Below are 20023 nucleotides of genomic sequence, written 5' to 3'. Positions count from 1 at the left end.
AATATGGTAAGATAGACGTATGAAGTATATGAGGAGGAAGAACATTATGTATTTTGTAGATCAAAATCAAATTAATAAAACGTTAGTGTATATGGAGCAGTTAATCGATATATTTGAAAAGGAAACGAACTGGCTACAAAGCGATGTAAATAAACTTGCTTTAGAGCGAATTGCACATGGCTTGATTGAAGGAATCATTGACGTAGGTAATTCTATGATTGATGGATTCATCATGCGTGATCCTGGAAGTTACGATGATATTATCGATATTCTTGAAGATGAAAAAGTCATTCAATCTGAACAAGCTATCCCATTAAAAGCATTCATTTCATTACGTCCAATGATTGTGCGCCAATTTGTGGAAGTCGATTCAGATAAAGTAGCACGATCTATCCGCGAGACACTTGATGAACTACAACAATTCCCAGGACAAGTTCGAGACTACTTGACGAATGAATTAGGTCCAGTTTCGGCGTTTCTTCCAACAGAATGATGAGACCATATAAAGCCTATTGCTTCGATTTGGACGGCACGATGTATCGCGGTAGTGAACCAATCCAAGAGGCTGTAGATTTTGTTGCAGCGTGCCAAGCACAGGGGAAGGGAACGTATTTCATTACGAATAATGCTGCTCTGACGCGTACTGCTCAACAGAAGAAACTCGCAGGTTTTGGTGTGAATACAGAAACCGACTTCATTATGAATTCGGCCACGACACTGGCTCGGTATTGCAAACAGCATTATGAAGGTGCAAACGTCATGATGATTGGTGAAGAGGGATTACGTGAAGCACTGGAACTTGAAAACATCCACATCACGACGACGAATCCGGATGTCGTTTTAATGGGACTTGATCGTCAGATTACATACGATAAACTTGCGGATGCTTGTTTGGCGATACGTAACGGTGCTCATTTTTTAGGCACCAATCAAGACATCAAATTCCCGACTGAAAAGGGACTAGTACCAGCTAACGGTTCTTTCCTGACGTTGATGGAAGCAGCCACAGATACAAAGCCGCTCATTGTAGGAAAGCCAGAGCCGTATATGCTAGAGTTCATTCGCCAGCAAGGGATGTACGAGAAAGAAGATATGATTCTGATTGGCGATAATTACGATACGGATATTATGGCGGGGATTCGCTATGGTATAGATACGGCGTATGTCGCAACAGGGGTCACGCCTATGGATGAAGTACTGAAGAAGACGCAACAACCCACTTATTTGCTGAATTCGCTCGCGGATTGGCTGAAGTAATATGGAGCTATCTAGGAAGCCGTGATGCTACGGCTTCTTAAGATGGCTTTTTTTGTTGTTATAAGATAGTTGTAAGGGAATAGGGCTGTTGGGATGGGGATTGACGCTTCGGAGGGGACGCGTGTTTTATGGGTTCGCGGTGAGCTGATCCTCTAGGAGTCGCCCTCCTACGCGCCAATCCTTGCAATGTAAGTGGATGATACTTTCTGTTGTGCTTTGAATAGGGGATTGTGATCAGTTTGTGCATTTAAACTTGAACATATTTAACTACAAAGATACTTAACACACTAACTACAGTAAATGATTTGAGAATCCTACTAAGGACGGCTTTTGCGAGTAAAAGAGAAACGTTAGGAGCATGTTCTTTCATAGATTGCCTTGAGTAAGCCAGTCCTCAGGATAGCGTCTCCAGATGGGGCTTCAATCCTTTTGTACTCAGTGATTACCTTACTTCTGCAAATATAAACAGATTTCACTTTAATCCCATTCGAAAAAGGATGTCCTAAAAGCGTGGTAGCTTCTAAGACATCCTGTATAATTTATTTTATTAAAAAAGTGGATTATCTTCAATGAACTGATAAATTTCCTTTGTCAATTCATCGGCAGTATCCGCTTCGACAAGTTCACCATTCACAATTGCGTACAACGTATCACTACATTTCGTACAATAGCTCAAGCAGCCGTATTCCAGTACGTCGATGTTTGGATCACGTTCCAACGTTTCGAATACGGGGTAGGCACCATTTGCCAAATTACTCATACAAAACTCCACGATGGGATTCATCTTTCTCACCTCGCCTACTAGAAATGGTACTCTTTTTTTACAAAATCGTCAATGAACATGACATATTGTGAAAGTTATCACAAACTGCTATAATAACAAATGAGATGCACGAGAAAATTGACATAGAAGGAGAGCATTATGAGAAAATTACTTTTACTAGGTGCCGGCTATGGTAACATGAGAATTTTATTGCGTTTGCTAAATAAAGAATTACCAAGCGATATTGAAATTACACTTGTCGATAGAACCCTATTTCATAGTTTAAAAACAGAATTTTATGCACTGGCAGCAGGAACAGTTTCTGATTCCGATGTACGTGTAGCAATCCCTGTTCATGACCAATTGAAAGTGGTAGAAGGCGAGATTCAAGAAATTAAACTTGAAGAAAAAGAAGTGTTGTTGGCAGACGGTCAAGCACTTGCATATGACGAATTAGTCATCGGGCTAGGTAGTGAAGATAACTACCACAACGTACCTGGAGCGGCTGAACATACGCTAAGTATCCAAACAATCGGCAAATCCCGCAGGACGTATCAGACGTTACTAGGATTAGGTGATGGCGCAACAGTAGGAATCGTTGGTGCTGGGCTTAGCGGTATCGAATTAGCGAGTGAGTTACGTGAAAGTCGTCCAGATTTGAAAATCAAATTATTCGATCGTAGCCCGCGTATATTGCGTGACTTCCCTGAACGATTGAGTAACTTCGTAAAAGGTTGGTTTGATCAGAACGAAGTAGAAGTCGTTGCGAATTCCAACATTACTAAAGTTGGCGAACATATTCTATATAACCATGAAGATACAATTGATGTAGATGCAGTGGTTTGGACAGCTGGTATTAAACCAGGTAAGGTCGTGGATGATTTGGTCATTCAGAAAGACCGTTCAGGCCGTATCGTACTCAATCAATATCACCAAGTCCCTAATTACCGAAACGTGTATGTTGTCGGCGATATTGCTGCGCTTCCACACGCACCAAGCGCACAGTTGGCAGAAGTTCAAGGAGAGCAAATCGTTCAAGTATTACGCTCGACTTGGAAAGGTGAGCCACTGATGCTTGAAATGCCAGAGTTAAAACTAAAAGGTTTCATGGGTTCATTAGGGAAGAAACAAGGGTTTGCGTACTTGGCGGATCGTACCGTTACAGGAAGAATCGCCCGTCTAATGAAATCCGGCTTGCTATGGATGTATAAATGGCATAATGGGTAATATACTATGTACAAGTCACTTCAATGAAGTGGCTTTTTTGGCTGTAATTTGTTTTGGTCTGGATACAAAAAAACGGTCGGTTCAACATAGAACGACCGCTTAAGTGAATGTATTGTTCTCAATTAATCCATCAAATTATCAATTTATCCTGCGTGATAGCCATGCGTTTCTAAAGCATTGAAAACAGGCTTCAGTTGAATATGGCCTTCGCCGATCATTTCATCATTAATCATAACGAGTGGATAAAAATACTCGTCTTCACGAATTTTCTCGACGATTTCCTGCTGTCGTGATTCTTTTACTTCTTGCTCGATATCAATATACGTAATAGTAAACGGTTGTTCAGGGTACTTTCTGGATATTGCCGCTTGGAGCCATTCATACGTATCTTTGGAAGAAGGTGCATTGACACAACTTGCACAGATGATTTCTGCTCCATATACTTCAATTGTTACTGGGGATTGTGACATATTAATCAAACCTCCGATTCATTATTGGATTTTTTCTGCTTGGCAGTTTATAATAAGTATAAGGAAAGGAGAGTGTGATTACAATGACAACAGATATTAAATTATATGAGCCGGTAAAAGAAGTGCTAGATAAATTGCGCCCATTCCTCTTGCGAGACGGAGGGGACTGCGAACTAGTGGATATTGATGAAGGAATAGTGAAGTTGCGCCTTTTAGGAGCATGCGGAACTTGCCCTAGTTCGACGATTACATTAAAAGCTGGTATTGAACGTGCATTACTTGAAGAAGTACCAGGCGTAGTAGAAGTAGAACAGGTTTTTTAATTTCATTAAATAAAAAGCCGTGCAAATGAAGTATGATCTTCTTTGCACGGTTTTCATTATTCAGCTAGTTTTATGAGCAGTTTGTTCATCACGGATCTCTTGCCATCGATCTTTAGCCATCTGGATGATGGTAGGTTCAGTCGATCTTTTTTGCGTTTCAATTACACGTGAGAAGTTTCGTATGGCTTCTGCACGGTCCTGGATGCGCCAGGATAACTCGGCAATAATATATTGCACACGGGTTTCGGACATTTGTGTTCCGATATAATCACCCTCAGAAAATGCTCTTATGTACAGATCACGAGAGATTTCTAGATAACGCATTTCTTTCTGACGGTTTACATCATTACGGTAAATCCAAGCTATACGCAACATCATCCCAGCCATCGTTAAATGCTTTTCTTTTTTAAAGTGGGCATTTAAATACGCTAATTTATAGGCTTCAACTGCTTGCTCTTTCGTCCGTACACCACCAAATGAGCGACTATGCCATTTGGCCGTTATATTTTTGGCGATCAACTCTTTTGTGCTTGGCGCAAAATACGGTGCGAAATCATCAGTGAATGCAAAACCGCAATGCGGACAAACCGCAACATTATAAAAAATAGGATTAACTTCCTTGTCTATATAAATAGGTCTAAAATCGCTATCATGGTCAATTACCCTTACTTGGCGAGAACGAATTTTAGTAGTAGGGAAAGGCTCTTTACACAGTAAACATTGCATCTTTTTCTCGTAATAGGGGCTGATTTCCACTAGTATCATTCCTTTCTTTCCTGAGTCTTATTATACATTAAAATAGACCTAGTAGGGGGACTATTTGTTTGCATTGTGATGAAAGAGATTGATATGATAAAAAGAAAACGTGGAAAGTGAGTGATATTAATGACGAATACAGTAGAGATTACAGAAGCAGCAGCATTTCACGTGAAGAAAATGATGACGAATAACGAGGAAGAAGGATCTTTCTTGCGCGTTTCCGTTAATGGCGGAGGTTGCAGCGGATTAACATACGGTCTTGGTTTTGCCCAAGTAAAAGAAGATGATGATATTTCTTATACAGCTCATGGAGTTCCTGTAGTTGTGAAAGAAGAGGATGCAGCTATTCTCGTAGGTACAAAAGTGGATTATAAAGAGTCGTTAATGGGTGGCGGATTCACCATCGACAATCCAAATGCGATTGCAAATTGTGGTTGCGGTACTTCATTTAGAACAGCTAAAAAAGCTGGCGCTCCTGCAGATTGTGATTGAATTTAAACATCTGAGTCGAGCAGGATTTGATGAAATTATAGAAAAGGCAAATTACTAGTCTAAATTGATTATTCGCACAATAATAATTCTGTTGAAATGCGTGCTCAAAAGGTCTACTATTAGTAATGAAAGTAAGATTCTATTCATATCAAACTAAATGCCGGCACTGCAAAACCAAGTAAGATTGATTTTACACGTACTCGGCGTTTAAGAAACTAAAAGGTGGTTCGATTTACGTGAAAAGACCAACAATCTTAGTATTGGGTGCAGGTTACGGCGGTTTGATGACTGTTGTAAATTTACAAAAGTCATTAGGTGCAGATGAAGCAGATATCGTGCTGATTAACAAAAATGACTATCACTATGAATCTACTTGGTTGCATGAAGCGGCAGCTGGAACATTATCCCCAGAACAAGTTCGCTATGATATTTCAAGTGTAATCAATAGTAATAAAGTAAAGTTCATCGAAGCAGAAGTTACGGGCATCGATGTTGCGACTAAAAATGTAAAAACGAATCTCGGTTCACACACATATGATTACCTAGTAATCGGCCTTGGTTTCGAAGGGGAAACTTTTGGAATCCCAGGTTTGGACAAGTACGCATTGTCGATTGCCAATGTGAATGCAGCTCGTCAAATTCGTGATCACATGGAATATCAATTCGCTACATGGTCTACTGAAGAAGTAAAAGACGATAGCCGTTTGACTATCATTGTAGGTGGAGCAGGTTTCACAGGAATTGAGTATCTAGGTGAACTAGGAAACCGTGTACCTGAATTATGTAAGGAATATGATGTGCCAGCCAAAAAGGTTCGCATTCTATGTGTAGAAGCAGCGCCAATGGTATTGCCTGGTTTCGATCCGGAGCTTGTGGAATACGCAGTGCGTCAATTGGGCACTAAAGGTGTAGAATTCTCTATCGGTACACCGGTTGTAGAAGCAACTCCTGAAGGCGTGAAGATTAAAAAAGGCGAAGATGAGTTTGAATTCATCAAAGCGGGTACGGTGGTATGGGCTGCCGGTGTTCGCGGTAACCACTTGATCGAAGAATCAGGTATAGAAAACATGCGTGCCCGTGTTAAAGTTGAAAAAGATATGCGTGCGCCAGGATACGACGATGTATTTGTAGTAGGTGACTGTGCATTGATGATCAACGAAGCAATCAATCGTCCATACCCACCCACTGCACAAATTGCTATGCAACAAGGTGAGATGATTGCTAACAATATCATTGCGTTGATGAAAGGAAACCCAACTAGAGAATTCGTACCCGATTTAAAAGGTAGCGTTTGTTCTTTAGGCGATTCTGATGCAATTGGTGTAGTATTCGATAAAAAAGTGACAGGTACGAAAGCGTCATTTATGAAGAAAATGATCGATAATCGTGCACTATTCATGATCGGTGGTCTTGGACTAACGATTAAAAAAGGTAAATTTAACGTTCTAAAATGATTAATAAAAAAGCACTCGCTCTTGTGAGTGCTTTTTATGTGCAACAAAATAGACAACAAGTCAACCGTGAAAGCCGTCGAAGTAGAGGAAATCGTCTGTCAGATTTTAAGAATTCATGACATCTGAAAAGAACGTTCTGTGTATACTGTCTCATTCTATTGAAAGCCGTCGCGTCATCCTGTAAAATGTGGAAGTGATGAACTGGAGGTTAGCAAGCATGCAAACTATATCCATAGCACAAGTAATGCTATCGATCTTGATATTTATTGTTATGTTTTTCGGTATCGGCTTTTTATTAAATATGCTGTTACGTATGACGTGGCTTATGGCTATTATTTATCCGATTATCGTGATCTTTATTATTGATGATGTGCCGATGTATCAGTACTTTACAAAGCCTGGTTTTGCTTTTAGTGAGCTAGGAGCGAATCTTATGTCGCTTCATGCTGTCGATATCGTGATTTTGGCGAGTGGTATGGTCGGAGCGATTATCGCAGGTTTCGTAATGAAGGTTTTACGCAAGATGGGCTATCAGATGTTCTGATACGTGTTGACATGAAAAAACGGAGCTGGGCAGGAAGTCGTAATTTACGACATCTTGTGACAGTTCCGTTTTTTTTTTTTGCTTTTTACTATTACGTGAAAGGTTGGGGAGGTATTGGCACTGTTGTCCTACGTGCCAAACCCGTTCACCTAGATTAATCTACCATTCTTAGTGATCCGGGAAAGATTCTCTCACACCTGCGAGAGCCATACGCAAGCGTCGTAGTAGGTTTGATAACGTTATAATATAACCGTATACGTAAGGATCGAGATGAGAATACCTGTTAAAGCTCCAAAGAATACTTCGTTTGGTTTGTGGCCGAGGAGGGTTTTAAGTTCCTGAATTTTAGCGTCGTTGTCTTTCTTTGGCCAATCCTTTAAATCGCTGACGAACATTTGGAAGTCGGAACGCATTTGGTTGATGATTAAGGCTTGTTGTCCGGCTTGGTAGCGAATGCCGGTTGCGTCGAACATGACAATGACCGCGAATATGGCGGATATGGCGAATAATGGTGAATCCAGTCCTGCTTCGAATGCGATGGAAGTTGTAAGCGCAGTGACTGCTGCTGAGTGAGAACTGGGCATGCCACCTGTGGAAGTCATGAGTCCGAAATCGAGTTTACGTGTTAATAAAAAATGAATAGGAATTTTCACAAATTGGGCAAAAAAGATGGCGAATAGCGCTGCGAGGAGCGGTATGTTTTCAAAAATAGCCAAGAGATTCCACTCCTTTATTGTCAGTAGTTTTGCACTCAGTATAACATAATCTGGATCTACTCGTTATGTAACCAACAATTATTTGTAGTTGGAAGTGCTAATCTGACTAGTCTATACTAGTATGGGGAACGCGTAAAGAAAAGGGGAGGAACAACACATGATAAACGTAGACACAGCATCCGCAATTGATCAGAAAGAAGTAGAAGTACTTATTGTAGGAATACCAGACCATCCAGAGAACGTAGAAGGCTTTGATACGTTCGTTGAATCTTTCCATCCTTCATTACCAGACTGGATCAAATCACACGACGTTCAACAGAAGTTCAAGGCGATTACTAAAATGCCTGCGTTATCAACGCAAAGTTACGACCGTGTGTACTTTGTCGGCGTAGGCAATCAGAAGCGGCTGACAGAACAGCCATTGCGCGAATTATTCGCTGAGGTAGGTAAACAACTACACAAAGACCGTATACGCTCTGTAGGGGTCTGGACAGCGCCGTTCTGTAACGAAGAGATTGATAGTGAGGACGTTGCGTTCTTGGCCTCTGAGGGTATCGGAATGGGCTCCTATACGTATGAGGGATTCCAGACTTCATCCAATGAAGTGGATGTCCCACTAACTACTGTTACATTCTTCGCGCCAGGAGATGAAGAAAGTATCATTGCTGCAGGAGAGGTCGGCATGATCTCTGCATATGCAGTGAACGAAGCTAGGACGCTAGTCAATGTACCACCTAACTTATTGACGCCAACTAAGATGGCGGAGTACGCACGAGAATTAGCGGAAAGCTATGACTTGGAAATTGATATTCTTGGTAAAGCAGAAATGGAAGAGCTTGGTATGGGAGCAATTCTTGCGGTCAATCAAGGTTCAGTAGAAGAACCGAAACTCATTGTGCTGAAGTACCAAGCGACCGAACAGTGGGAAGATGTCGTCGGTCTAGTCGGTAAAGGGATCACGTATGACACAGGTGGCTATTCATTGAAGCCTAAAGACGGTATGGTCGGAATGAAAGGGGATATGGGTGGCGCAGCGGCTGTTCTCGGCGCTATGGCAATCATAGGGGAGTCACGACCGAAGAAAAATGTTCTTGCAGTCATTGCTTCATCCGATAACATGATTTCCGGTGAAGCATTCAAGCCGGATGATGTCATCACATCATTAAGCGGTAAGACGATAGAAGTGTTGAATACAGATGCAGAAGGACGTTTAGTACTGGCTGATGCAGTGACCTATGCGAAGCAAGCGGGCGCTGAGTATTTGATTGATGTGGCCACGCTAACAGGTGGTGTCATTGTGGCGCTCGGTAATGATAAAACAGGTGCACTAACGAATAATGACGCATTCTATAATAAATTCCAGGAAGCCGCGGATGAAACAGGGGAATTCATTTGGCAAATGCCGTTAACTGAAAGCGATCGTAAACGGATTCGAAAAAGTGATGTCGCAGATTTAAACAACTCACCGGGACGAGATGGCCATATGATCTTCGGAGGCGGCTTCGTCGGAGAGTTTGTCGGAGATACACCGTGGATTCATTTAGATATTGCCGGTACGTCTGACGCGGCTAGTCCACATGTGCTCGGCCCTAAAGGTGCAACTGGCGTGATGGTCCGTACATTGGCGACCTTCGTAGAGCGCTTGGCGGCTGAATCAGAAGAACAAGAATAATTCGAGATAGGCGCTTTCCCCACTCCTTCTTTTCGGTCTGTCATAGGATAAAGGGAAAGGGGGAGCTTGGATGACAAGAAATTATAGAGGTGGATACGGTGGACGTGGTCATGGTCACCATGGTGGCGGTTATGGAGGTGGCTTTGGTGGCTTCGGCGGATTCGGAGGACCTTTCTTAGGTGGATTAGTGGGCGGATTTTTAGGTAATGCAATTTCTCCAGGTTACGGCTACGGTGGTGGATACTACCCACCTTACTACAACAGCTATCCATACTATCCACAACCGTATTATCCATATTACCCGTACTATTAAAAAAAACACGCCGTGATGACTATTCGTCATCCGGCGTGTTTTTATCTGATTCTTTACGTTGTTCTTTGACAGCTTCTTTTAGATCATCCCCAACCGTTAATTCGGTAGGCTGTACACCCGACATATAAGCAGCACGTGTCATTAAATGACCGCCAATCGGAGAAGTGATGAACAAGAAGACGATACCGAGCAACAGCGCCACACTGAAATGGCCTTCATTCCACCAAAAGTGAAGGAATACACCAAGCAGTAAACTCATAACCCCTAGCGTAGCGCTCTTTGAAGCAGCGTGTGCCCGTGTGTAGACATCCGGAAGCCGCAAGATACCAATGACTGTGACGATCGTGAAAATGATGCCCACCGTAACGAGTAACACAATAATAATGTCAGCGATTAGGTCCACGTTCGATGATCTCTCCTCTCTCAATGAATTTGGAGAAGGACACTGTGCCGATAAACGACATAATGGCGATCAATAGAATCGCATCGATGAAGAACGGTGTATCGAACAAGATGGAAAGTAGCGCGATTGCTGATATGAGCATGACGCCAATCGCATCGAGCGCGACTAGACGATCCGGCACGGAAGGACCCTTCCATACACGATATAGTAATCCGAGCATAGACAGGATGACTAGCACGAGACAGACGGAATAAAACAAGTTCATCCTCGGCTCACCTCCATAATGGCTTTCTCAAATGTGTTTTTTATAGAATCGATTGCTTCATCCACGTCGTCTACATCAATCGCATGGATATACAAAGTTCGCTGATCATCTGATACATGAACGACGACCGTACCAGGCGTTAACGTAATTAAACTAGATAACAATGTGATTTCCCAATCTTTTTCAAGTTCAGTTGGCATAGCGAAGAACATCGGCTGCATAGTCGACAGATCCGGTTTGATCACTAGTAGCAACACGGAAATATTCGACAAGATGAGCTCTTTTAGGAAAATCGCTGTTAATTTTACTGCAGACCAGATTCGCCATATGTACAAGCGTCCACTGAAATAGCGGCGTGTCATGATGATCATCAACAGCCCGATAAGATATCCTATGATGAACGTAGAAGGTGTCAATGAACTTGACATGAACATCCAAACGACTGCAATGAAGAAATTTAATAGTATCTGAAAAGCCATTGACCTCTACTCCTTTAACACCGCATTTATATAGATGGATGGATCAGCCAGTACATTCGCTGCATCCGTCATATATGGCATAAGCCACTCTGCACCGACACCGTATGCTACCGTAATGAGTACCAACATAATAGCTGGGAACATCATCTGGCGATACGTGCGTTGATCACGAACAGGCAACTCGTTCTTCTGAGGACCCCAAAATGCATAAATAAAAATTCGGATGACGGACAGTAGCACAACGAGGCTAGAAGCCAAAATAATGATACTGCCGATCACATGATCCGCTTCAAACGCACCTTTCGTGATGAGCACTTTCCCAATAAATCCACTCAACGGAGGAATACCAGCCAGACCAAACGCAGCGATTAAATAGGTCCAACCAAGCGTTGCATGGGTTTTAATTAAGCCGCCCATTTCCCGCAAGTTCGATGTGCCAGTTGCATAAATAATGATACCGATCAAGACAAACAATGCACCTTTGATCAACATATCATGAATCAAATAGTAGACCGCACCTTCTAGTCCAGACGTGTTCATTTGAGCTACGCCGAACAAGATAACACCTACTGCAATGATGATGTTGTAAATGATGATTTGTTTTAAATCGAAATACGCAAGGGCACCGATACAGCCAGCAATGATCGTTAGTAACGACAGGATCATTAGAAACTGATGCGTAAACCCGATGTCGTGTACGAAAAACAACGTATAAGTACGCGTGATCGCATAGACACCTACTTTAGTCAGTAAGGCACCGAACAATGCCAGAATCGGTATCGGTGGCGCAGCGTACGAATTGGGCAACCAGAAATACAAAGGGAAAATGGCTCCTTTAATTCCGAAAACGATTAAAAACAAAATCGCTATGACAGAAATGATTCCTGGTTGATTGATCTCGGCAATCTTTACCGAAATATCCGCCATATTCAATGTGCCGATGATCGAGTACAGATACGCTACCGTAACGACGAAGAGGGCAGATGAAATGACGTTTACCAATATGTATTTAATGGATTCCCGAAGTTGCCGTTTCTCGCCGCCCAGTACAATCAGCAAATAGGACGCGATCAGTAGCACTTCGAAAAATACGAACATATTGAAAATATCGCCTGTTGTGAAGGCGCCATTGATTCCTGTAATCATGAACAGAATCGCGGGATAGTAGAAAAATCTCTCTCTTTCTACACCAATGGATGAAAAGCTATAGATGACGACAAAAAATGTAATGATAATCGTCGTCGTGACGAGCAAGGCGGAGAACATGTCCGACACCATCGTAATGCCGAATGGTGCAGGCCAGCTCCCAAGTGTCACGGTTTGGATTCCTTCTGTCTTCACTGTCGCGATAAGCCAAAAAGAAGCAACTAGACTGAGAGCCAATCCGATCAGTGTCAACACTCTCTGGACGACCACCTGCTCTTTGAAAAACAATAAGATCATCGCGAAAAAGAAAGGAATAATGATCGGAAATAAAAGAAGATTAATCATGTTCATCATTCCCTCTCAATTCATTCATATTATCTGTTTGGTGTACAGCATACATCCGATATGCCATGACAAGCATGACCGCCGTCACACCAAAACTGATGACGATCGCAGTTAAGATCAATGCTTGTGGTAGGGGATCTGCAAAATCAGTCACACCGTCCAGTACAACGGGAGCCGCGTTGCCTCCGAGTCCACCCATCGTAAGAATGAGTAAATGCGCACCATGACTGAGCAAACCAGTACCTAAAATCACTTTTAGTAAACTCCTCGATAATATCAAATAGACGGCTGCCGTAAATAATACACCGACGAGAATCGCAAGAATAAACTCCATCAGTCATCGCCTCCAATCGATTGAATAATCGTGATGGCGGAACCGACGACAACTAAGTACACTCCACTATCAAACAACATCGCTGTATGAAGAGACGTATGTCCGAACAGTGGTAAATCAAAATCACTGAATGCATGTGTGAAGAATGGCACATTAAAGAAAATGGAGCCCGCCGCTGTACCTAATGCAAGCAATAATCCGATCGCAGTCATGATCGTAAAGTTAAACGGTAGAATTTGTTGGATCGTCCGTAAATCGAATGCCAACAACAACAGCACAATCGCCCCTGTTGTCAACAAGCCACCAACGAACCCTCCACCTGGTGCATAGTGACCCGCGAAAAAGATGTGGATGGAGAACAGGAAGATGATGAAAAACACTACTTTGGCTGTAGTTTGTAAAATAACATCATTTGTTTTCATCGTTCGGCTCCTTTCTCGATACACGCAAGCGAATCATGCCAAGTACCGCGATCCCTGCAATAGCGAGTACTGCGATCTCAAATAATGTATCAAATCCACGGTAATCTACTAGAATGACGTTGACGATATTTCCGCCAGCTGCTTCTGACTCGACCGTATCTTTATAGTATTGAGAAATCGAAGGGATCATTTTTTGTGAGTGGCTGGATAGGGCGACCAATGTCACCATCACACCTACACTCAATGAAACAATCAAGTTGACTACTTTATTGCGTTTTGTTTCCCCGTGCGTACTGAGTGCCGGCAAATGCTTGAATGCTAGCAAGAACAACGCAACGGATACTGTCTCGATTACAAGTTGCGTCAATGCTAAGTCTGGCGCTTTGAAGATGACGAAGAATAACGCGACGGAATACCCGACGCCGCCAAGCGCGATAATGGCAGCTAGACGAGACTTCGCAAACACAACAAATCCGACAGATAAAATTAACACGATCGCATTTAACGATCCGTATAATGTAATCGCTGTGAAACTATTCATATCGAGAACAAATGCGTCCTTGATGAACAAGATCGCGATGATCGTAACCGACATGAAGGCGAACATATACAATAAGTATGTCCGGATCTTACCCGTCATATAAAGACGAGAAACCCGATTCAATCCTTTTTCACTTCCACGCATCAGCGCATCATAGCCATTATTCAGCGATAGCTTTTCAGGCTGGATACGATAAAACGGTTGCCATTTCGGAATGGTTAGATAGAGTAATGTACCGAATACGACCACACCGATTGTCAGCCATAAGCCAGCAGCCCCGAACCCATGCCATGCTTTGACATGAATATCAACAGCGGAAGGACTTGCGTACAATGTCGGTTGAATCGCCATCACAGCTGGTTTAATAATCCACTTACCAATGACATTCGGAATAAAGAACACAAGAATGACGATCGTTGCCAAAATCATAGGGGCAATTAGCATACCAATCGGTGCTTCATGCGGTTGTTTCGGCAATTGTTCAAACTTCTTCTGTCCAATAAATGTTTTTAACACAAAATACATACTGTACGTAAAGGTAAACACACTGGCAACCCACGCGACGATCGGGAACATAATGCCCCATGTATCGAAGTTGAATAATTCAAAGTGTCGAAGCGCTACCATAGATTCTAAAAACATTTCTTTACTTAAGAATCCACTGAACGGTGGCAAGCCAGCCATAGACAATGAACCGATTGCCGCTACGGTAAAGCTGATCGGCATGACGCTCATCAATCCACCAAGCTTACGAATATCTCTGGTACCGGTTTCATGATCAATAATCCCTGCAATCATGAAGAGGCCACCTTTAAATGCTGCGTGGTTAATTAAGTGGAAAATCGCCGCATACGTCGCGAAGCCAAATATGGCTGCGGTCGCATGATAGGAGATAGCACCTGCCCCAAGTAAGGACATAATTAAACCGAGTTGACTGACTGTTGAAAATGCTAAAATCGCTTTCAGATCCGTTTGCTTTACTGCAAAGAATGATCCCCAGAACAGCGTCAACAATCCGATTCCAGTGACCAGCCAAATCCATGTGGACGCAGAGCCGAAAATCGGCGTGAATCGTGCGACCAAATAAATACCCGCCTTTACCATCGTGGCAGAGTGTAAATACGCACTAACGGGTGTGGGCGCTTCCATTGCATCTGGTAACCAGATATAGAATGGGAATTGTGCCGACTTCGTAAAGGCACCTAGCAAGAGCAATACCAATGCCAGAGTGAAATACGGTTGATTCATCAGATCAGGAGCTTGGGCAATTAATTCCCGTACTGAGAAAGTTTCTCCCATGATGCTGAGTAAAATGAATGCCCCGAGCATCATTAATCCACCAAACACCGTAATCATCATCGATTTCAGTGCGCCAAAACGTGACTTGTCCTTCGTGTACCAAAAACCAATCAATAAGAAGGACGAAATGGACGTTAACTCCCAGAACAAATAGAGTGTCATCGTGTTGTCAGATTGCACAACTCCGAGCATAGCGGTCATGAAAATCAGTAAGTAGACATAAAAGCTGCCAAGATCTTCTTTCTCCCTATCCATGTAGAACACAGAGTACAATACAACTAACGAACCGATTCCGGTGATCAATAGCGTAAATAATAAACTAAGACCATCTATGTATGAAGTAAACGCAATTCCAAGTGAAGGAATCCATTTCATTTCAGAAATAGCATGACCACCATCCATGACTAGCGGTAAAAAGCTTACGTAATAGCTAAATAACACTAGTGGTACTAATAAAACAAACCAACCCGTATGTATTCCTTTAATTTTCTTATAAGCAAAAGGAACAAGTATCGCGAAGATTACAGGTAAAAAAATAAATAACACGAATTCCAAGAGAATCCTCCTTCCAACCATGTTCTTCACATATTCAAATTCCCGAGGCATAAGCGTGGGCGTATTTGTTAGTATAGCGTAAAACATTTCAAATTGCATAGACGACAGTTGACCGATTATTGCTTTATTCGACTTCCTTCTTATATTATTAGAAGGGTGAAAAATTATTTTTCGGAGGTATTATGAAAAATCCATATTTGTTCAGTTATTTACCATTTGTCACCGTGCTATTATTCAGTTTGACCTTTGGTGTCTACAGTGTAGGGGAGACACTGATTCTCTTTAAAGAAATCGGTCTCTATCAAGGCATGAGGGAGTTCTTATCAGATCTTCAATTGCGTATCTTTTTGCTGACAATGTATTCTTTAGTATTCTTCATGCTATTTGCGGCTTTAAAACTGATTGCTGTCACCATTCACGAAACGGCCTTATTATTTTTCCTGAAAGAAGAAGCCGATGCATCGTATAGCGCTTCAAAATCCGGTGTCGTCATTTATTTTATCGGTGCCATCGTTTCGGTAATCGGTATTCAATCGTGGAAGATGCTTGCATTGATCTTTCTCATCACTTCATTCGTCTACTTTGTGTATGTAGTCTACAAATTAAGTCCATTCATGCCACTGACACACACGGTAGGTTTGATTTTCTTCCAAATTATTATCTGGAGTGTCTTGGTGGCGGGACTAGTGTACATCATTTTCCGTCTATACAACGGGCTGCTCGCCAGTATTCCGTTAGCTAATCCAGTGAAATAAAATGAAAAGCCTTGCAGATCCGAAGTAAACGGACCTTGCAAGGCTTTTATGGTCGCATCGTCGAGGAAAATGCACGCAGGTGAATTTTTTGATCACGCAGACGTGGAATGGGTGTCGGTCTGTCATATCCGATCCAAACAGCTGACGTATAACGGTCATTCATACCAATAGTCCACAAGTCTTTAAACGCATCGGTCGTTCCTGTTTTTGCCCCAGTATAGCGAGTGGTATAAGTAATTCCTTCACCTGAACCGTTGACGACCACTTCTTTCATCAACGACCGAATACTGTTGACTGTAGAAGGGGACCAAACGGCTTTTGACGTATCTTTCCATTTGTATAATACTTCGCCTTTACTATTCTTTACCGAGCGAATCGCGTGAGGCGTCAAGTACGTCCCATCGATAAAGCTTGTAGTCGCCTGGGCAAGCTCAAGCGGTGTGACACCTTTAGAAAATCCACCGAGCGCTGCAGGATAAGAACGATCAGCCGCCACGATGTGTTGGAAATGAAAAGGTGCTAAATGTGAGAAAGCTTCGTCAATCCCTACCCGTTGCAATAAACGTACCGCCGTCGAATTATAACTATTGCGGAATGCTTCCCGTACTGTAGTCGTACCAAATTGATAGTTGCCGAAGTTTTTCGGACAATAACCTGCAATACAAATATCGCTACTGTTGACGGGAGTATCCGCATGATACGGACCACTTTCAAAAAATGGTGCATAGACAAGCAAAGGCTTAATAGCGGATCCTGGTTGTCGAACCGCTTGATACGCGCGATGGAAGTCCGTTTTATTATAGCCCGAACCTGCATATAGACTGACGATTTCGCGCATGTCATTGTCGATCACAGCAGCTCCAGCCTGCACACCACCCGTTCCAATCAGTGCATTTAAACGATTTTCATCATGCCGTTGCTTGTTTGGATCAAGTGCCGTATCGATTGTCACGCCTTTACTGATCACTTCGCGCGTACGACGATTGATTTCATTTTGCCAGCGTTGACGTTCTTCTGGTGTTTTCGCTTTACTCATCGACACATCGAGCCCTTCTGTCTGCGCGATGAGCTCTTTTAATTCTTCTAATACGTATGAGCTGTACATAGGATAAAACTGCTCTTTTTTCTTGACGTTCAATTCAATAGGCAACGTAGTGTACGCTTCAAATTGCTCTTCTGTAATAACTTGCTGGTCGCGCATAACTTGAAGAAGTCGTAGTTGACGTTCTTTTGTTTGATCGAAATGCTTGATTGGATTATAAAGCGAAGGATTGTTTGGAATGGCAGCCAAAAATGCGATTTCTGCCTCATGTAATTTTTCGAGAGGGCGACTGAAGTAATAGCTTGCCGCACCGCCGATTCCGTACACTTGATTGCCGAAATACATTTCATTCAAATACATTTCCAAAATTTCATCTTTTGACGATTGCTTCTCCAGTTCTGCTGCAAAGAAGAGTTCTTTAAACTTTCGTTCATACGTTTTCTCAGTCGATAAATAGCGCATCCGCACGACTTGCTGTGTAATAGTTGAAGCTCCTTGCTGTTTAGCGTCTGCCGCTGCGTTGATCGTGAAAGCTCGAATGATCGCCGCAATATCATAGCCTCGATGCTCATAAAATGTCCGGTCTTCACTTTTCAAAAACAACTGGCGCGTGAAAAACGTCATATCTTGCAAATTAATCGGCTGTCGCCATTCAGTATATTCTTCCGCAAATAACGTCCCGTTACGGTCTTTCATTTGAATAGGGGAGATCATGGCTGGCACGTCCAACTGCACTGCATCACGAATAGAAGCATGCAATGTTTTCGCCTGCACGGTTTCTTCGTGGATTTGATTTTGGATAAATAATAATAGCGGAACGCAAGCAAGCGTGATCACTAATCCAATCGTTTGTTTCAACTTACTAGCCTCCCTGTACATTCGCATAGCTATAGAAAAATATAACATATACCGACAAGTGCCGCCTGAATCATAGGACATAAAAAGCCCCGCAACCGATTAACGGTTTGCGGGGCTAAGATTATGTGTGTTCGTCTGCTTCAACTTGCCGGTCTTCCAAGAAGTGTTCGAAATCCTGTGTAGGTCGTCGTACTGCTCTAGATAAGAACAAATAACCGACTATGAACAATGCACCCGTCACAATGAATACTGCAGGAATCCCGATATATCCACTAACAATCCCACCAAACATTGGCCCGATAATATTACCAAGGAAGCGGAAACTCGTGTTGTAACCCATTACTTCGCCTTGAACTTCCAGTGGCGCTTCTCGGCGGACAAGTGCTGTCGTCAGTGGAATCATACCACCTGTCGAGATACCAAATAAGAACCGCAGCAAGACCAGTTGCCAAAGTTCCGTAACGAACGCTTGCGGGATAATGAAGACGAACGACATGATCAGCAGTAATCCAAGAATTTTTTCATACCCGACATCGTCGCCAACCTTCCCCCAGTACCTGGCAAATAGTAAATTACCGAGTCCTGTAGCACTAAACGTCAACCCTGCAAGGAACGCTACATTCGTTGCAGCGTGAGTCAAATCCGCTACGTAAAGTGACAGCAACGGTTGAATGCTGAAATTCCCGACTTGGATCAACGTCGTGACGACCATGACGTTGAACATCAGACGGTGTTTGAATAATCCGCCCAAAATGACTTTCCGTGAATACTTCGCTACTTTTCGCACTTTGACACGCGCTTCTTCTTTAATCCCAAATAGCACAAGCAACGTCGCAATCAGTACGGAAACGGACGTGATGATGAAAGCATACTCAAAACCGAACGTATCAGCCATCAGACCACCAAGAACAGGTCCAAATAACATACCCGCAACACCGCCCATTTGCAGCGTTCCGAGCATCTTACCTGCTTCCTCACGGGGCGTCTGAGATGAAATGAAAGCTAATGAGGTCGGTAAAAATCCTGTAACTAGACCCATTAGAAGTCTTAAGACGAAAAAGGTTTCTACGGAATTCACAAAGCCCATCAAAAAGACCGAAATTGTAATCCCGAAACCATTAATTAGCAAGATGGGCTTAAAGCCGAAACGATCTGCAAATCGTCCCCAAATAGGAGACATAATCAGCGCAGTAATAAATGTAGCACCGAAAATTAATCCTGCCCATTTCTGGACATATGCATCAGAATAATCCCCAAACGTTTCAATATATAACGACAGGAACGGCATAATCATCGTCATCGTCCCTGCTACAAGAAAGTTTGTGACCCAGATGATAATGAAATTTTTCTTATGTCGACTCAACGTTGAACCGCCTTCCTCCTGTAATGCTAAGATGGTACATAGTATAAAACAATTCGGTAGTCGAAGGAAACTTAGTGCCTACACCTGATGTGGAGTAGATTTTGGTGTTCCGCTGCCATTGAAGGACGTTTATTGGCTTATGGGATTCAAGAGTAGAGGAAACGCAGAGGGCAATGAGCGGTTGAGTGTCATGATTGATCGCATAACCCGTAAGTATGAGCGGATA

Annotated in this window: 23 protein-coding genes; 10 read left to right on the top strand and 13 right to left on the bottom strand. The window is 42.7% G+C overall.

The genetic code is table 11. The features are described 5' to 3' along the window. Positions 1 to 46: 46 nt before the first annotated feature. Positions 47 to 493 (top strand): DUF86 domain-containing protein, encoded by a 447-nt coding sequence (locus tag CSV64_RS11015; RefSeq protein ID WP_099634510.1) that lies wholly within the window; start codon positions 47 to 49, stop codon positions 491 to 493. Next, a complete protein-coding gene (locus CSV64_RS11010; protein ID WP_368665178.1) occupies positions 490 to 1257 on the top strand; it encodes a TIGR01457 family HAD-type hydrolase in 768 nt (255 codons plus the stop codon). The genes CSV64_RS11015 and CSV64_RS11010 overlap by 4 nt, the downstream gene beginning before the upstream one ends. A gap of 547 nt (positions 1258 to 1804) precedes the next feature. On the opposite strand, the gene CSV64_RS11005 is transcribed toward CSV64_RS11010, so the two are convergent. Continuing rightward, positions 1805 to 2041, bottom strand: coding sequence for a YuzB family protein (locus tag CSV64_RS11005; protein ID WP_083032962.1), 237 nt, complete (start codon positions 2039 to 2041; stop codon positions 1805 to 1807). 138 nt (positions 2042 to 2179) lie between these two features. On the opposite strand from CSV64_RS11005, the gene CSV64_RS11000 reads away from it, so the two are divergent. Next, positions 2180 to 3247, top strand: coding sequence for an NAD(P)/FAD-dependent oxidoreductase (locus CSV64_RS11000; RefSeq protein ID WP_099634509.1), 1068 nt, complete (start codon positions 2180 to 2182; stop codon positions 3245 to 3247). Positions 3248 to 3390: 143 nt separating this feature from the next. Here the strand turns inward: CSV64_RS11000 and CSV64_RS10995 are convergent, their stop codons facing one another. Beyond that, the gene (locus tag CSV64_RS10995) at positions 3391 to 3717 is read right to left on the bottom strand and encodes a YuzD family protein (RefSeq protein WP_099634508.1); all 327 of its coding nucleotides are present in this window, start codon (positions 3715 to 3717) and stop codon (positions 3391 to 3393) included. 83 nt (positions 3718 to 3800) lie between these two features. Here CSV64_RS10995 and CSV64_RS10990 point away from each other — a divergent pair, with 83 nt between their 5' ends. After that, positions 3801 to 4040: a NifU family protein gene (locus CSV64_RS10990; RefSeq protein ID WP_085131439.1), complete on the top strand. Its 240-nt coding sequence runs from the start codon at positions 3801 to 3803 to the stop codon at positions 4038 to 4040. 60 nt (positions 4041 to 4100) lie between these two features. On the opposite strand, the gene CSV64_RS10985 is transcribed toward CSV64_RS10990, so the two are convergent. Further along, the gene (locus tag CSV64_RS10985) at positions 4101 to 4805 is read right to left on the bottom strand and encodes a DUF2225 domain-containing protein (protein ID WP_199168506.1); all 705 of its coding nucleotides are present in this window, start codon (positions 4803 to 4805) and stop codon (positions 4101 to 4103) included. Positions 4806 to 4925: 120 nt separating this feature from the next. Between CSV64_RS10985 and CSV64_RS10980 the strand changes: the two genes are divergently transcribed. From CSV64_RS10980 to CSV64_RS10970, 3 genes are all read left to right on the top strand, one after another. After that, positions 4926 to 5291 carry a HesB/IscA family protein gene (locus CSV64_RS10980; protein WP_099634507.1) on the top strand — a complete coding sequence of 122 codons (366 nt, stop codon included), beginning with the start codon at positions 4926 to 4928 and terminating at the stop codon, positions 5289 to 5291. 236 nt (positions 5292 to 5527) lie between these two features. Continuing rightward, positions 5528 to 6745 carry an NAD(P)/FAD-dependent oxidoreductase gene (locus CSV64_RS10975; protein WP_099634506.1) on the top strand — a complete coding sequence of 406 codons (1218 nt, stop codon included), beginning with the start codon at positions 5528 to 5530 and terminating at the stop codon, positions 6743 to 6745. Positions 6746 to 6962: 217 nt separating this feature from the next. Beyond that, the gene (locus tag CSV64_RS10970) at positions 6963 to 7289 is read left to right on the top strand and encodes a YuiB family protein (RefSeq protein WP_099634505.1); all 327 of its coding nucleotides are present in this window, start codon (positions 6963 to 6965) and stop codon (positions 7287 to 7289) included. 239 nt (positions 7290 to 7528) lie between these two features. On the opposite strand, the gene CSV64_RS10965 is transcribed toward CSV64_RS10970, so the two are convergent. Next, positions 7529 to 8005, bottom strand: coding sequence for a divergent PAP2 family protein (locus CSV64_RS10965; protein WP_099634504.1), 477 nt, complete (start codon positions 8003 to 8005; stop codon positions 7529 to 7531). A 157-nt stretch (positions 8006 to 8162) separates the two neighbouring features. On the opposite strand from CSV64_RS10965, the gene CSV64_RS10960 reads away from it, so the two are divergent. Continuing rightward, positions 8163 to 9677 carry a leucyl aminopeptidase gene (locus CSV64_RS10960; protein WP_099634503.1) on the top strand — a complete coding sequence of 505 codons (1515 nt, stop codon included), beginning with the start codon at positions 8163 to 8165 and terminating at the stop codon, positions 9675 to 9677. Positions 9678 to 9747: 70 nt separating this feature from the next. Beyond that, on the top strand, positions 9748 to 9990 hold the full coding sequence (locus CSV64_RS10955; RefSeq protein WP_099634502.1) for a hypothetical protein: 243 nt from the start codon (positions 9748 to 9750) through the stop codon (positions 9988 to 9990). 19 nt (positions 9991 to 10009) lie between these two features. Here CSV64_RS10955 and mnhG read toward each other — a convergent pair whose 3' ends face one another. Genes mnhG through CSV64_RS10920 form a run of 7 tightly spaced genes read right to left on the bottom strand, consistent with a single transcriptional unit; the run spans position 10010 to position 15800 of the window. Continuing rightward, positions 10010 to 10393 carry a monovalent cation/H(+) antiporter subunit G gene (mnhG, locus tag CSV64_RS10950; protein ID WP_099634501.1) on the bottom strand — a complete coding sequence of 128 codons (384 nt, stop codon included), beginning with the start codon at positions 10391 to 10393 and terminating at the stop codon, positions 10010 to 10012. Then, positions 10377 to 10658 carry a Na(+)/H(+) antiporter subunit F1 gene (locus tag CSV64_RS10945; RefSeq protein ID WP_099634500.1) on the bottom strand — a complete coding sequence of 94 codons (282 nt, stop codon included), beginning with the start codon at positions 10656 to 10658 and terminating at the stop codon, positions 10377 to 10379. Before CSV64_RS10945 ends, mnhG begins: the two co-directional genes overlap by 17 nt. After that, entirely contained in the window at positions 10655 to 11137 is a 483-nt protein-coding gene (locus CSV64_RS10940; protein ID WP_099634499.1) for a Na+/H+ antiporter subunit E, read from the bottom strand. The genes CSV64_RS10945 and CSV64_RS10940 overlap by 4 nt, the downstream gene beginning before the upstream one ends. 6 nt (positions 11138 to 11143) lie before the next feature. Continuing rightward, on the bottom strand, positions 11144 to 12628 hold the full coding sequence (locus CSV64_RS10935; RefSeq protein WP_099634498.1) for a Na+/H+ antiporter subunit D: 1485 nt from the start codon (positions 12626 to 12628) through the stop codon (positions 11144 to 11146). Continuing rightward, complete coding sequence (locus CSV64_RS10930) at positions 12621 to 12962, bottom strand: Na(+)/H(+) antiporter subunit C (protein WP_099634497.1); 342 nt, start codon at positions 12960 to 12962, stop codon at positions 12621 to 12623. Before CSV64_RS10930 ends, CSV64_RS10935 begins: the two co-directional genes overlap by 8 nt. Then, positions 12962 to 13384, bottom strand: coding sequence for a Na(+)/H(+) antiporter subunit B (locus CSV64_RS10925; RefSeq protein ID WP_029054412.1), 423 nt, complete (start codon positions 13382 to 13384; stop codon positions 12962 to 12964). The genes CSV64_RS10930 and CSV64_RS10925 overlap by 1 nt, the downstream gene beginning before the upstream one ends. Then, positions 13371 to 15800 (bottom strand): Na+/H+ antiporter subunit A, encoded by a 2430-nt coding sequence (locus CSV64_RS10920; protein WP_199168512.1) that lies wholly within the window; start codon positions 15798 to 15800, stop codon positions 13371 to 13373. The genes CSV64_RS10925 and CSV64_RS10920 overlap by 14 nt, the downstream gene beginning before the upstream one ends. A 161-nt stretch (positions 15801 to 15961) precedes the next feature. Here CSV64_RS10920 and CSV64_RS10915 point away from each other — a divergent pair, with 161 nt between their 5' ends. Next, positions 15962 to 16534: a DUF5366 family protein gene (locus CSV64_RS10915; protein WP_099634495.1), complete on the top strand. Its 573-nt coding sequence runs from the start codon at positions 15962 to 15964 to the stop codon at positions 16532 to 16534. Between the two features lie 46 nt (positions 16535 to 16580). Here CSV64_RS10915 and CSV64_RS10910 read toward each other — a convergent pair whose 3' ends face one another. Together CSV64_RS10910 and CSV64_RS10905 are read right to left on the bottom strand one after the other, a co-directional pair. Continuing rightward, positions 16581 to 18434, bottom strand: coding sequence for a transglycosylase domain-containing protein (locus CSV64_RS10910; RefSeq protein ID WP_233190443.1), 1854 nt, complete (start codon positions 18432 to 18434; stop codon positions 16581 to 16583). 121 nt (positions 18435 to 18555) lie between these two features. Then, a complete protein-coding gene (locus CSV64_RS10905) occupies positions 18556 to 19797 on the bottom strand; it encodes an MFS transporter (RefSeq protein ID WP_099634494.1) in 1242 nt (413 codons plus the stop codon). Between the last annotated feature and the right edge of the window lie 226 nt (positions 19798 to 20023).

This window comes from Sporosarcina sp. P32b (genome assembly GCF_002743335.1).
Taxonomy (GTDB): Bacteria; Bacillota; Bacilli; order Bacillales_A; family Planococcaceae; genus Sporosarcina.
Note: the sequence above shows the minus strand (reverse complement) of the source record. Positions and strands in the feature narration are given on the sequence as shown.

Bases quoted from the DNA above. Each gene is read 5' to 3' on its own strand.
- CSV64_RS11015 (WP_099634510.1), top strand. From the start codon at position 47: ATGTATTTTGTAGATCAAAATCAAATTAATAAAACGTTAGTGTATATG.
- CSV64_RS11010 (WP_368665178.1), top strand. From the start codon at position 490: ATGATGAGACCATATAAAGCCTATTGCTTCGATTTGGACGGCACGATG.
- CSV64_RS11005 (WP_083032962.1), bottom strand. From the start codon at position 2,041: ATGAATCCCATCGTGGAGTTTTGTATGAGTAATTTGGCAAATGGTGCC.
- CSV64_RS11000 (WP_099634509.1), top strand. From the start codon at position 2,180: ATGAGAAAATTACTTTTACTAGGTGCCGGCTATGGTAACATGAGAATT.
- CSV64_RS10995 (WP_099634508.1), bottom strand. From the start codon at position 3,717: ATGTCACAATCCCCAGTAACAATTGAAGTATATGGAGCAGAAATCATC.
- CSV64_RS10990 (WP_085131439.1), top strand. From the start codon at position 3,801: ATGACAACAGATATTAAATTATATGAGCCGGTAAAAGAAGTGCTAGAT.
- CSV64_RS10985 (WP_199168506.1), bottom strand. From the start codon at position 4,805: ATGATACTAGTGGAAATCAGCCCCTATTACGAGAAAAAGATGCAATGT.
- CSV64_RS10980 (WP_099634507.1), top strand. From the start codon at position 4,926: ATGACGAATACAGTAGAGATTACAGAAGCAGCAGCATTTCACGTGAAG.
- CSV64_RS10970 (WP_099634505.1), top strand. From the start codon at position 6,963: ATGCAAACTATATCCATAGCACAAGTAATGCTATCGATCTTGATATTT.
- CSV64_RS10960 (WP_099634503.1), top strand. From the start codon at position 8,163: ATGATAAACGTAGACACAGCATCCGCAATTGATCAGAAAGAAGTAGAA.
- CSV64_RS10955 (WP_099634502.1), top strand. From the start codon at position 9,748: ATGACAAGAAATTATAGAGGTGGATACGGTGGACGTGGTCATGGTCAC.
- CSV64_RS10945 (WP_099634500.1), bottom strand. From the start codon at position 10,658: ATGAACTTGTTTTATTCCGTCTGTCTCGTGCTAGTCATCCTGTCTATG.
- CSV64_RS10940 (WP_099634499.1), bottom strand. From the start codon at position 11,137: ATGGCTTTTCAGATACTATTAAATTTCTTCATTGCAGTCGTTTGGATG.
- CSV64_RS10935 (WP_099634498.1), bottom strand. From the start codon at position 12,628: ATGATTAATCTTCTTTTATTTCCGATCATTATTCCTTTCTTTTTCGCG.
- CSV64_RS10930 (WP_099634497.1), bottom strand. From the start codon at position 12,962: ATGGAGTTTATTCTTGCGATTCTCGTCGGTGTATTATTTACGGCAGCC.
- CSV64_RS10925 (WP_029054412.1), bottom strand. From the start codon at position 13,384: ATGAAAACAAATGATGTTATTTTACAAACTACAGCCAAAGTAGTGTTT.
- CSV64_RS10920 (WP_199168512.1), bottom strand. From the start codon at position 15,800: ATGGTTGGAAGGAGGATTCTCTTGGAATTCGTGTTATTTATTTTTTTA.
- CSV64_RS10915 (WP_099634495.1), top strand. From the start codon at position 15,962: ATGAAAAATCCATATTTGTTCAGTTATTTACCATTTGTCACCGTGCTA.